The sequence below is a fragment of the Bacillus sp. SRL543 genome (assembly GCF_984799205.1).
The window spans coordinates 3776093-3788291 of the sequence record NZ_OZ481794.1 but is presented as its reverse complement, the minus strand read 5'-3'; the positions used below and the strand labels follow the sequence as shown (position 1 = coordinate 3788291).

Below are 12199 nucleotides of genomic sequence, written 5' to 3'. Positions count from 1 at the left end.
GAGAAGGGACGGGACATGATGAGCAATAAAGAATTAGATCATCTGCGCGATAGAGTAGAGGAAATCAATCTGCAGCTGTTATCACTGATCAGCGAGAGGGCAAGCCTTGTTCAGGAAATCGGAAGGGTTAAAGAAACCCAGGGTGTTAACCGCTATGATCCTGTCCGTGAAAGAAACATGCTGAATTCCATCAAGGAACATAACGAAGGCCCGTTTGAAAATTCAACGATCGAGCATCTGTTCAAGGAAATCTTTAAGGCAGGTCTTGAACTGCAGAAGGATGACCACCGTAAAGCGCTCCTTGTTTCCCGGAAGAAAAAGCCGGAAAATACCATTGTCGATTTAAGGGGCGAAAAAATCGGCGACGGCAATCCGCATTTTGTCTTTGGCCCATGTGCTGTTGAGTCTTATGAACAAGTGGCTACGGTTGCGGCAGCAGTCAAGGCAAAAGGCATGAAGCTTCTCCGCGGCGGTGCCTACAAGCCGAGAACCTCTCCATATGATTTTCAGGGGCTGGGGCTTGAAGGCCTGAAAATCCTGAAAAGGGTCGCTGATGAATATGATCTTGCCGTCATCAGTGAAATAGTCAACCCTGCCGATATTGAAACAGCTTCGGAATATCTGGACGTCATCCAGATCGGAGCAAGAAATATGCAGAACTTCGAGCTCCTGAAAGCAGCCGGGGCTGCCAATAAACCGGTGCTGCTAAAGAGGGGCCTTGCGGCTACCATTGAAGAATTCATCAATGCTGCTGAATATATCATGGCTCAGGGCAATGGGCAGATCATCCTCTGCGAGAGGGGCATCCGCACATACGAACGCGCAACACGCAATACGCTTGATATTTCTGCGGTGCCAATCCTGAAGCAGGAAACGCATCTTCCTGTCATGGTGGACGTGACCCACTCAACCGGCAGAAGGGATCTGCTTCTTCCAACAGCTAAAGCAGCACTTGCGATCGGTGCTGACGGCGTCATGGCCGAAGTCCATCCTGATCCTGCAGTGGCGCTCTCAGATTCAGCACAGCAGATGGATCTGAATCAGTTTGACGATTTCATGGCTCAGCTCAAGGCATCGTCTTTTGTAAAAGTATAAGGCGGCAGAAACAGAGATATGCCTTTGCCGGCTATATAAAAAGGACTCTTCTGATTTTTCAGGAGAGCCTTTTTTATGCCAGGAGGGCCATTTGCAAAAAATAAAGAGATTTTGGCATCCGCAGAGTGATGCCTTTGAATAAATCCCTGCTTTTTTGTAAAATAAAAGGGCTTTACATTGCGGCAAACGCCCGTCTGTCGTATGATTAAAGACATAATTAGACAAGTTTAGCTATTCACAAGCAGGAAAATTGCGTTACTGTTTGGAATATCAGGACAACATAAGTAATGAACTTAAAAAATGCATGGCCAAATCAAATTATATTTTTCTTTTTATTAATAAAGCTGATTGGCAAAGGATAATGGCTAGGCAGTGTGGTAAAAGAGGAATGTTCAAGTGAAAAAGGAGTGTTTTAAATGAATGTAACAATCTATGATGTTGCCCGTGAAGCAAATGTTTCAATGGCAACGGTTTCCCGTGTAGTAAATGGAAACCCGAATGTAAAACCTGCTACAAGGAAAAAGGTGCTCGAAGTCATCGAGAGGCTCGGGTACCGCCCGAATGCAGTCGCCAGGGGGCTTGCAAGCAAGAAAACGACCACTGTCGGCGTCATCATCCCGGATATTTCAAGCACCTTCTTCGCAGAGCTGGCAAGGGGCATCGAGGATATTGCAACAATGTACAAGTACAATATTATATTGAGCAACTCTGATCAGAATAAAGATAAAGAGCTTCACCTGCTGAATACAATGCTCGGCAAGCAAGTGGATGGAATCGTGTTCATGGGCGGAAACATCACAGCCGAACATGTGGTTGAATTCGAAAAATCACCCGTACCGATCGTTCTGGCCGGTTCCATTGAGGAATCTGAGAAAATTCCTTCCGTAAATATCAATTACGAGCAGGCCGCTTATGATGCGGTACAGACTTTCATCGAAAAAGGCCATAAGGAGATCGGAATCGCCATCGGGCCGCTGCATGAACCGATCAATGAAGCGAAAAAGCTTGCCGGCTACAAAAGGGCACTTAGTGAAGCGGGCATTGAATATAAGGAAGAACTGGTTGCAGAAGGAGATTACACGTACGATTCCGGAATTGAAGCTTTTGAAAAGCTGATGGAAGCATCTGTAAAGCCGACAGCTATCTTTGCCGGGTCTGATGAAATGGCCCTCGGTGTCGTCCATGGCGCAGAGGACAAAGGCTTTTCTGTACCGAATGACGTTGAAGTCATCAGCTCAGACAACACGCGCCTTGCTCTGATGGTAAGGCCCCAGCTGACGAGCGTCGTCCAGCCGCTGTATGATATCGGAGCTGTTGCCATGCGCCTTCTGACCAAGTATATGAACAAAGAGAAAGTAACGGAAAACATTGTGGTGCTGCCTCACCGGATTGAATATCGAGACTCAACAAAATCATAAAGGCGCCGATATAAAGAGAGAGCGGGCAGGATCCTCAGTGCAGGGCATGAAGGATTCTGCTCACAGGCGTTATTGGATTATAAGCTAACCAGGGAGAGGAATTATGAGAAAGCTCGATACTCTTACACCGATTGGCTTGTTTATCGGTTTTGCAATGCTGGTTTTTGGAATTATGACAAACGGGGGATTCAGCGGATTTCTGTCATTTGTGGATCCCGCGTCTATGCTGATTGTCCTTGGCGGACTGATTTCCGGCCTGCTGGTCAGCTTTCCATTGAGGGACATCAAGCATTCATTTACAGTGGTCCGCCAATCTTTTTCAAATGATGAAAAAAGTCTGGCTGAGATTATTGATGTATTTGTGAAGCTATCGGATAAGGCCCGCCGCGAAGGTCTGCTGTCTCTGGAAAGCGAGATCGAACAGGTGGAAGACCCTTTTGTCAGGAAGGGTGTCCTGCTGGCAGTCGACGGGCTGGAGCCGGATGTGATCAATGATATTATGAATGCCGAAATCACAGCTATGGAAGAAAGGCACCGGAAGGGCAGAAGCATCCTTGATAAAGCCGGAGAATATGCTCCTGCCTGGGGGATGATCGGGACACTAATCGGACTAGTGCTGATGCTGAAAAATCTGAATGACCCTGCAAGCCTGGGGCCCAATATGGCGATCGCCCTTCTTACCACCTTATATGGTTCGCTTTTGGCCAATCTTGTTTTCTTGCCGATGGCAGCCAAGCTTCTTCTAAAAACGGAAAAGGAAGTGTTTCTGAAGCAGATCATCATTGAAGGTGTCCTGGGGGTTCAGGCAGGACAGAATCCAAGGCTGCTGGAAGAAAAGCTTGGCGCTTTCCTTTCTGCCCGGGAAAGAAAAGAGAAGTATGAGGCTCAAGCATCGGCGGAGGCTCTGGAATATGGCGATTAACAGACGCCCGAGAACAGAGCCGAAGGGTGCTCCGAAGTGGATGGTGACATTCTCCGATCTTGTCACACTGATTCTCGTATTCTTCATTTTGCTATTCTCAATGTCGCAGATTGATATTGTCAAATTCAAGGCGGTTTCTGAATCTTTTCAGGATAAGCAGTTCATGGACTTTTATCCCTCGCTCATCCCATTCGAGAATCCTTCTCAAAATGAGGAGAATATCGTGAATCAGGGGCCTGACTCTGACAGGCAGGAAGAAGAGCGGCTGGAGAACCTTCTGCAGGAAGTGGAAGGCTATCTTGAAAAGAATGGCCTGGAGGATGTTATTGTGGCCAACCGGACAGAGCGGGGCGTTGTACTGGTCCTTCAGGAGCAGGTGCTGTTTGAATCCGGTGAAGCTGAAATCATTGACAGGGATAGCGGTTTCCTCGACAAGGTGGGGTCTCTGCTTGCTGACATGCCGAACCTGGTGAAGGTTGAGGGGCACACGGATAACAGGCCGATTGCCACGTACCGGTATCCGTCCAATTGGGAGCTGTCTGCCGCGCGTGCAAGCAGCGTCATCCGGTATCTGGCAGGCACAGGCGGCCTTGACAGCAAACGCTTTATTGCTGTTGGCTACGGGGACACCCGGCCGCTTGTCCCGAATGACTCGCCGGAAAATCTCGAAAAGAACCGACGGGTTGAAGTTATCATTTCGGATCCCCGCTATGAGGAAAATACAGATTCATAGAAACAGGGAAAAGGCTGTATCTCATCAGAATGTTATCTTGAGATACAGCCTTTTCCTGCTTGCTTCTGTCATTTTTTGTCAAGGAATTTCTTGCCGAATTCTGAGAGGAGCCAGGGCCAGGGCAGCGAGTCCAAATTGAATCCAAATTCGCCATCATCATCTCCGCCTACAGGTGCAAGCTGCTGATGGAGAACAGTATTCCCTTCCTGGGCAGCAAGGCTCGCATTCCTTCCAAAGCAATTCGCTATCACTTCATTGCCGCCGATAATCCGGATTTCATAAAAAAGTACACCAGCAAGATTTGTATACATGACCGCCAGCTTCTCAGATTCCAGCTTATGCGGAAACATCGCCGCATTATTCTTACCGATCAGGACAGGAAGCTTTACCGGTTTTGAATAGGACGACCAGTTCCATACTTCTACAGTCACTTCCTGCCCGCTTTGCCCTGTGTTGGCCAGATTGACAACCGCAGCCACTGTTCCTGGCTCTTTGCGCAGGACACCTGTGGAGAGAGTCCTCATTTTTCCCAAATTGCATTTCTCCTTTCATAGAAAGCATCACAGCATATTGTATGCTAACTGAAAGGAAGAGCTTGGACAAAGGGCATGGCTGGCTGATTTTTTGCCGGATCGGCTACAGCGATTCAGAGTGTGCCTTATTGCGGATAGGATAAAGCGCCTTGGCTGCTGTATTGGCATTCTTCTCGGTTATTTCAGGCTTGCGGGGGATGGGCGGATAAAGGTTGTCCGGATCATCCCATTTTTCCGGCAGTTCTACCGGAGCCTTGTCTTTCCATTTTTGGATCCATCCCTCAGGCAATTTTCCATAACAATTGGAGTTTTCCGTCATTTCCATCCAGATCAGGGCCCATGCCCTTGGCACAACCCGCCAGATATCATAGCCGCCTCCTCCGACGGCAATCCATCTTCCATCACAATATTGATGGGCAATTTCATGGGCCAGCTTAGGGATTTCACGGTAGATTTTCATTGTCGCAGATAAATGTGTAAGCGGATCCAAATAATGAGAGTCGGCGCCATTCTGAGTCACAATGACGTCGGGGCGGAAAAAGTCGGCAATTTCTCTTACTGAATCCCGGTAAGCGTGAAGCCATGATTCATCTTCCGTAAAGGCGTCCACCGGGATATTGAAAGAATAGCCGTACCCTTTTCCCTGCCCTCTTTCATTGACATTGCCGGTCCCGGGAAAAAGATAGCGGCCAGTTTCATGGATTGACAGGGTGCACACATTCGGATCATCATAGAATGCCCATTGGACACCGTCACCGTGATGTGCATCGGTGTCGATATAAAGGACGCGGGCTTTGTATTTTTCCTGAAGATACTTTATGGCAACAGAGCTGTCATTGTAAATGCAGAACCCCGATGCTTTGCCGCGGAATCCATGGTGAAGGCCGCCTCCGAGATGGAGGGCATGCTGTGCTTTGCCCTCCATTACATAATCTGCAGCAGTCAGGCTTCCTCCGACAAGCAGGGAGCTGGCTTCGTGCATATCAGCAAAAATCGGTGTGTCCTCTGTACCAATTCCATAGCTTTCGGCCATTTCTGCCGGAAGCTTGCCCTGGCCTGCCAGCTTCACTGCCTGTACATAATTGGGATCATGGATAAGGCATATTTCCTCATCGGAAGCAGTTCTGGGCGGAATGATGCTGCCGGCATCAATTGCCCCGGCCTGCTCAAGAAGATCAAGTGTAAGTTTTAATCTCAGCTGGTTAAAAGGATGCTGGGGATTGAACTTATAGTTCAGCAGCTCCTCTGAAAATATAAAAATGCTATCACGGGTCATGGCAGCATCCCCTGGGCATTCGGCCACAGCACATGATGTCCGGCCTTTTTGAGGTCTGATATCAAGGTATGCGGATTCATGGTCCTGACCCGGAGCACTATGATTTTATATTGTTCATCCTGCTTGTCAGGATAGACGAGGACACTTTGGATATTGACCTTGCGATCTTTGAAAACCTCAGTCAGATCCGACAGAACGCCGGCTCTGTTCGGAACCCTTACTTCTATTTGCGAACCAGGCTGATTGGCGCCTGTCAGCTCCACCAGGGTATATAGCAGATCTGTTTCCGTTACAATGCCGACCAGTGTCCCTTCCTTCACGATAGGGACGCAGCCTATATTATGTTCATATAGCACTGCTGCAATTTCCTCCGCAAAATCAAGCGGATGGCCGGTGATGATATCTGTCTTCATGATTGCCTTCAGCGGCTTGCCAAGCTCGCTCCTGTCCGCATCCAGCTGGAAAATGGAAGGAGCGGCATCACGGATATCCCTGTCAGAAATGATGCCGACTACCCGGCGCTCCGGATCTACGATCGGAAGATGGCGGATTTTCCTGTCATTCATAAGCCGGAGGGCTTCTGCAATAGAATGGTCAGGAGAGAGTGCGGCAACATCGACTTTCATTATGTCTTCTACAATCATGGAAATCTCCCCCTTAACTAGAGAAATAGAAAAGGCTAATACATGAATCTGTTCATAAAGCGGAGCTGGTCGAACCTCTGTATGGATTCAGGGTCCACCCTTTTGCCGATCCTTGCCATCAGGCAGTTGGCCGGATGGGAACTGATTTCAGGATCGTCAGTGGCATACCATTCCAGGCCGCCAGCATTCATCATTTTTTCCATTACCTTGCGATATTCCCACACATTCAGTCCTGTCCCTTTAAGATCCCAATGCCAATAATATTCTGTCGTTATGATAATATAATTTTCCATATAATCATCCATCATGGATACCTGCAGCAGGCTTTTTCCTGTACCTGCTCCCCTGAACTTCGGGATCACCTCAATGGCCCCCAGCTCGATCAGGTTTTCCATATTGCCTTCCGACCATCTTTCAAGAGGATCGGGGTAAAGATAGGTCACATAGCCGACAATCGTCATCCCGTCTCTGGCGATGATGATTCTCCCTTCAGGAAGGGAAGCGATCTCAACCAGGGCTTTGTGCTGCTGATGCGGAGGACGGAATGCGACAAGGTCCTCGTGAAACTCGTATTGTGCCAATGTTCCTGACGGGACGGGACCCTCGATGATCAGGCTCCCTTTAACAGTCTTTAATTCTTTCGCATTATAAATCATTGTATGTTCCATCGATTCACCACCAAAAAAATCATTGCATTTCAGATGTACTTCCTATTATACATAAAAACAGGCATTATAAGCGCTTTCAATCTATTTTATCAATAAATTGCAAATATTTAATCTGCTAAAATCGTATATATCCTGTATGACAAAAGTATTAAATCAGCCAATAGGCACCGCTTTCAATATTTTAAAAATTGAGAAAAGAAATGTTTTGTACTATAATAATGACAAACATTGTAAAAGGGGGAGCATGCAAATGAAAGTGGAAGCGCTGCCAGCAATCCAGGGGAATTTCAACCTGGCAAACTATGACGAGCTTTACAGTCAATTTGACTGGAAGGAAGCAGAAAAAGAGTTTTCATGGAGCGAGACCGGGAAAGTCAATATGGCATATGAAGCCATAGACCGACATGCTGAATCTTTCCGGAAAAACAAGGTGGCATTATATTACCGCGACGGCCAAAGAAAAGAGAAGTATACCTTTAAGGAAATGAAGGATCTTTCCAACAAGGCCGGCAATGTTTTAAAAAATTATGGCGATGTCGAGAAAGGGGACCGCGTCTTTATTTTTATGCCGCGTTCGCCTGAACTGTATTTCTCTGTTCTGGGTGCGATTAAGCTAGGTGCGATTGTAGGGCCTTTATTCGAAGCGTTCATGGAAGGAGCTGTCCGCGACCGTCTTGAAGACAGCGGGGCGAAGGTTCTGATCACAACGCCGGAGCTGCTTGGCCGGGTGCCGGTGGATGAGCTTCCGGATTTGAAGACTGTATTCCTTGTCGGGGATGGGGTGGAAGAAGATGGCCCATTTATCGACTTTAATAAAAAATTCGCAGAGGCCGGAACAAAACTGGCAATAGAATGGGTGGACCGGACAGACGGCCTGATCCTTCACTATACCTCCGGTTCCACAGGGAAGCCAAAAGGAGTCTTGCATGTACATAACGCAATGATCCAGCATTACCAGACAGCCAAATGGGTCCTGGATCTGCAGGAAGAGGATGTTTATTGGTGTACGGCCGATCCTGGCTGGGTGACGGGGACATCATATGGAATTTTTGCACCATGGCTTTCGGGGGCATCCAACGTTATTGTCGGCGGGCGCTTCAATCCGGAAACATGGTATAAAATGATCGAGGAATATGGGGTAACAGTCTGGTACAGTGCGCCAACAGCTTTCCGCATGCTGATGGGTGCCGGCGACGAAGTGGTGAAGAACTTTGACCTGGGCAGCCTGCGCCATATCTTAAGTGTCGGGGAGCCTTTGAATCCTGAAGTGGTCAGATGGGGAATGAAGGTCTTCCATTTGAGGATCCATGATACATGGTGGATGACTGAAACCGGTGCACAGCTGATCTGCAATTATCCTTGCATGGAGATCAAGCCGGGATCAATGGGCAAGCCGATACCAGGCGTAGAAGCTGCCATCGTGGATGATCAGGGAAATATCCTTCCGCCTCACCGGATGGGGAATCTGGCCATCAAAAAAGGCTGGCCGTCCATGATGCAGACCATCTGGAATAATGAACCGAAATATCAATCCTATTTCATGCCTGGGGACTGGTATGTTTCCGGAGATTCAGCTTATATGGATGAAGACGGCTATTTCTGGTTCCAGGGGCGCATCGATGATGTCATCATGACCTCAGGAGAGCGGGTAGGGCCTTTCGAAGTAGAAAGCAAGCTTGTTGAACATCCGGCCGTCGCTGAAGCTGGAGTCATCGGCAAGCCGGATCCTGTCCGCGGGGAAATCATCAAGGCGTTCATCGCACTAAGGGATGGCTATGAAGCATCTGATGAATTGATTGAAGATATCCGCCAGTTTGTCAAAAAAGGCCTGGCCGCCCATGCGGCACCGCGTGAAATCGAATTCCGCGACAAGCTTCCAAAAACACGGAGCGGAAAAATCATGCGCCGGGTTCTTAAAGCCTGGGAGCTGGATCTGCCAACAGGCGACTTATCAACAATGGAAGATTAACAAAAAGGGAGAAGCCATATTGGCTTCTCCCTTCGTTATTTCACTGGCTGCCGCTGTCATCCTGGCTTCCATCATCCGGATTCGTCTCCCCATCAGCAGGGTTTCCGTCATCCGGTTTATCTTCAGGTTTTTCCTCTGGTTTGTCTCCCGGAGGATCGGATGGCTTCGTTTCCTTCGGCTTGTCCGTTGCCGGCGGTGCGGCCTGACCGATTTGAATCGTGTTCGATGGTCCTGATTCTTTGCCGGCAATATCGACTGCCGTGACATAATAGGAACCATTGCCGCCGCTGAATGAAAGGCCGGTTCCAGCTTTCACGCTGCCGACTCTGGCTCCGCCGCTGTAGACCCTGTAGCCGATCACATCAGATTCAGGATGCTGACCCCATACGATGGAGCTTCCTGATCCTTTGATTGACGGGGCGGAAGGCGTTTTGCCGTTGTCCTCAATTTTATCCTGAGGCACAAGAACCTTTGACCATCTGTCCTTTTGGGGGATCAGCTGGTTAGGATCTACGTTTACGCCAAATAACTTTTCGATATAATCAGGGTTAAGAATAAGCCCTGACTCAGCAAATTCGGCCGGTGTTGAATCGAGCGCCAGATATTTCTTATCGCCAATGCGGACGAATTTTCCGTTCACAAGGCTGTCATCCGTTTTGGTAGGCACATATTTGCTGTTGAACAGGTCTGTCTCCACCAGGCCGGCCTGCGAGCAGGCTGCCGATGGAAGAAGGCCGGATACCCCGCAGAAGGACCTTCTGACAATCCCTCCTGGCATCTTCATGCTTTCGCTCGGGTCAACGAGATCCGGGGCAACATCATAAGCTGCATTCATCAGATCTGCCCAGAGATAAACATTCCGCATGCTGTAGCTCATGCCGCCTGTTTTTAATGACTTCGGCGTGTCATAACCTGTCCAGATGCCGAAAGAGACATTTGGGTTCGTCGCGACAAACCATGCATCATGGAACATGTTTCCTGTACCGGTTTTTCCGGCCCAGTCTGAACTGAACTTCAGTCTGTTCTTCACAGAGGTGGCTGTACCGCTGTTAATAACATCCCTCATCATATCGTAAGTAAGATATGCCGTTTGCGGGCTGAAGACATCTACAGGCTCAGTTTTATGCTGATACACAACATTGCCGTCTCTGTCTGTGATTTTATCAATCATATAGGCATCGACAAACTTGCCGCTGTTGGCAAAAGTACCGAATGCATTGGTATTTTCCTCAACGGTCACACCGTTTTCAAGAGAGCCGATGGCAGTGGCCAGGTTCGTATAGTCAGGCTCCAGCAGAGAAGTGAAGCCCATCTTCTTGAGATATTCTGCCGGCCTTTGGCCGACAATATCCTTGTATAGTTTGACGGCCGGGACATTATAGGATTTCGCAAGGGCATATCTTGCCGTTACCAGCCCGGTGTAGCGCAAATCATAGTTATTCGGCCATGGCCTATTCAAGCCGGGAGCAAGCATCAGCGGTACATCCGGCAGGATGGTTCCCGGTGATGCCTTGCCAAGCTCAATGGCAGGCGCGTAAACCAGGAGGGGCTTCATGGTGGAGCCGTTCTGCCTGACCGCATGCGTTGCATGATTCAGCTGCTCTCTCTTATAGTCACGGCCGCCCACAAAGCTGATGATCTTTCCTGTTGAATTTTCGATGAGGACGGCTCCCACTTCGACTGGTTCTATGATGCTTACATCTTCACCGGTATCAGGGTCAGTTACCATCTGGGCTTTATCAGGACCGTAATGCTGGTACTGATTTTTCACCTGCTGCATTCCATCGTAGATTTCCTTATTAATGGTCGAATGGATCTTGTAGCCGTTTTGGCGCAGATTCTTGTCAGCCAAAGCCAGGTAACGCTGCTTGGTTTCCTCGTCGTTGTTGTACTGCTCCATTGCACCGTCTTTTTCAGCCAGCACCTTGGACATAACTTCGGCTGCACGCTCCTCAATCTCAAATGTGACCCAAGGGTATTTTTCAACCGCACTGGAGCCTGCAGGAACGAAATCTTTGGTAATATCATAAACAAGGGCTTCCTGATATTCTTGATCGGATATTTTCCCGTCATCATACATCCGTTTCAGAACGGTCTTCATTCTTGACAATCCGGGTTCCAGATCCTCTTTGACGGACCCTTTATTTGTAAAAGGGGTATATCCGAAAGGGCTCTGCGGGAGACCGGCGATAAAGGCGGACTGGGCAATATTCAGGTCGCTGGCAGGAACTCCGAAGATCCCCTTCGCCGCTGCCTGCACGCCGCCGATATTCCGTCCGGAAGAGTTGCGCCCGAACGTCGACACATTCAGGTAGGCTTCAAGAATTTCTTTTTTATCAAAGAATTTTTCGAGCCGGAGCGCGAGCAGGATTTCTTTTGCCTTCCTTTCGAATGAAACTTCATTTGTCAGGATCTGATTTTTGATCAGCTGCTGTGTCAAGGTACTTCCGCCGCTTTGTACAGCACTGTTTGATACTTCCTGGTAGAGTGCGCGCAGAATTGCTTTCGGCACAACACCGTCATGCTCATAAAAATATTCATCTTCGGTCGCAACGACTGCGTCCTTCAGATGCACTGAAACATCTTCAAGCTTCACTTCTTCCCGCTCAAGGTCTGTCCGGAGTTTTCCGAGATAGACATTATTGGCAAAATAAAGCTCTGATGTTTCTTCATAATTGTATATGTCTTTCTTCATGCTTTCATAGGAACGGATCGGCTCTTCCTTCACCAGAGAGGCAAAATATCCGGCACCCACTCCTCCTGCAAAAGCTCCTCCGAGTACAACGAGTATAATGAACAGAAGAGTTAAATTCCACACGACTTGATAGGTGATAGAAGCGCCTTTTACTGTCTTTTTATTTGTAAAGAGGCTTAGCCAGGATCTGAATTTATTGTTCAAATTATGTTTTTCCCCCTTCATTTTATAAACCCCCAAAACCAC

Annotated in this window: 9 protein-coding genes and 1 pseudogene; 5 read left to right on the top strand and 5 right to left on the bottom strand. The window is 48.3% G+C overall.

What is annotated here, in order from left to right; all coding sequences use genetic code 11:
- Positions 1 to 18: 18 nt before the first annotated feature.
- The 4 genes from AC4E8B_RS19315 to motS all read left to right on the top strand — a co-directional run bounded on the left by AC4E8B_RS19315 (position 19) and on the right by motS (position 4168).
- Positions 19 to 1095, top strand: coding sequence for a bifunctional 3-deoxy-7-phosphoheptulonate synthase/chorismate mutase (locus tag AC4E8B_RS19315; RefSeq protein ID WP_490219788.1), 1077 nt, complete (start codon positions 19 to 21; stop codon positions 1093 to 1095).
- A 416-nt stretch (positions 1096 to 1511) separates the two neighbouring features.
- Positions 1512 to 2513 (top strand): catabolite control protein A, encoded by a 1002-nt coding sequence (ccpA, locus tag AC4E8B_RS19310; RefSeq protein WP_490214965.1) that lies wholly within the window; start codon positions 1512 to 1514, stop codon positions 2511 to 2513.
- A 103-nt stretch (positions 2514 to 2616) separates the two neighbouring features.
- A complete protein-coding gene (motP, locus tag AC4E8B_RS19305) occupies positions 2617 to 3435 on the top strand; it encodes a flagellar motor protein MotP (protein WP_490214964.1) in 819 nt (272 codons plus the stop codon).
- The gene (gene motS, locus AC4E8B_RS19300; RefSeq protein ID WP_490214962.1) at positions 3425 to 4168 is read left to right on the top strand and encodes a flagellar motor protein MotS; all 744 of its coding nucleotides are present in this window, start codon (positions 3425 to 3427) and stop codon (positions 4166 to 4168) included. Before motP ends, motS begins: the two co-directional genes overlap by 11 nt.
- Before the next feature lie 167 nt (positions 4169 to 4335).
- Here the strand turns inward: motS and AC4E8B_RS19295 are convergent.
- The 4 genes and pseudogenes from AC4E8B_RS19295 to AC4E8B_RS19280 form a co-directional block, all read right to left on the bottom strand.
- A pseudogene (locus AC4E8B_RS19295) lies at positions 4336 to 4692 on the bottom strand (hypothetical protein); the annotation flags it as partial.
- A 112-nt stretch (positions 4693 to 4804) separates the two neighbouring features.
- Positions 4805 to 5977, bottom strand: a complete 1173-nt coding sequence (locus tag AC4E8B_RS19290; protein ID WP_490214960.1) for an acetoin utilization protein AcuC — start codon at positions 5975 to 5977, stop codon at positions 4805 to 4807.
- The gene (locus tag AC4E8B_RS19285; protein ID WP_490214958.1) at positions 5974 to 6621 is read right to left on the bottom strand and encodes an acetoin utilization AcuB family protein; all 648 of its coding nucleotides are present in this window, start codon (positions 6619 to 6621) and stop codon (positions 5974 to 5976) included. Before AC4E8B_RS19285 ends, AC4E8B_RS19290 begins: the two co-directional genes overlap by 4 nt.
- A 35-nt stretch (positions 6622 to 6656) precedes the next feature.
- Positions 6657 to 7289: a GNAT family N-acetyltransferase gene (locus AC4E8B_RS19280; RefSeq protein ID WP_490214956.1), complete on the bottom strand. Its 633-nt coding sequence runs from the start codon at positions 7287 to 7289 to the stop codon at positions 6657 to 6659.
- 250 nt (positions 7290 to 7539) lie between these two features.
- Between AC4E8B_RS19280 and acsA the strand changes: the two genes are divergently transcribed.
- On the top strand, positions 7540 to 9258 hold the full coding sequence (acsA, locus tag AC4E8B_RS19275; RefSeq protein ID WP_490214955.1) for an acetate--CoA ligase: 1719 nt from the start codon (positions 7540 to 7542) through the stop codon (positions 9256 to 9258).
- A 40-nt stretch (positions 9259 to 9298) separates the two neighbouring features.
- Here the strand turns inward: acsA and AC4E8B_RS19270 are convergent, their stop codons facing one another.
- Positions 9299 to 12178, bottom strand: a complete 2880-nt coding sequence (locus tag AC4E8B_RS19270; RefSeq protein WP_490214953.1) for a transglycosylase domain-containing protein — start codon at positions 12176 to 12178, stop codon at positions 9299 to 9301.
- Positions 12179 to 12199: the final 21 nt, after the last annotated feature.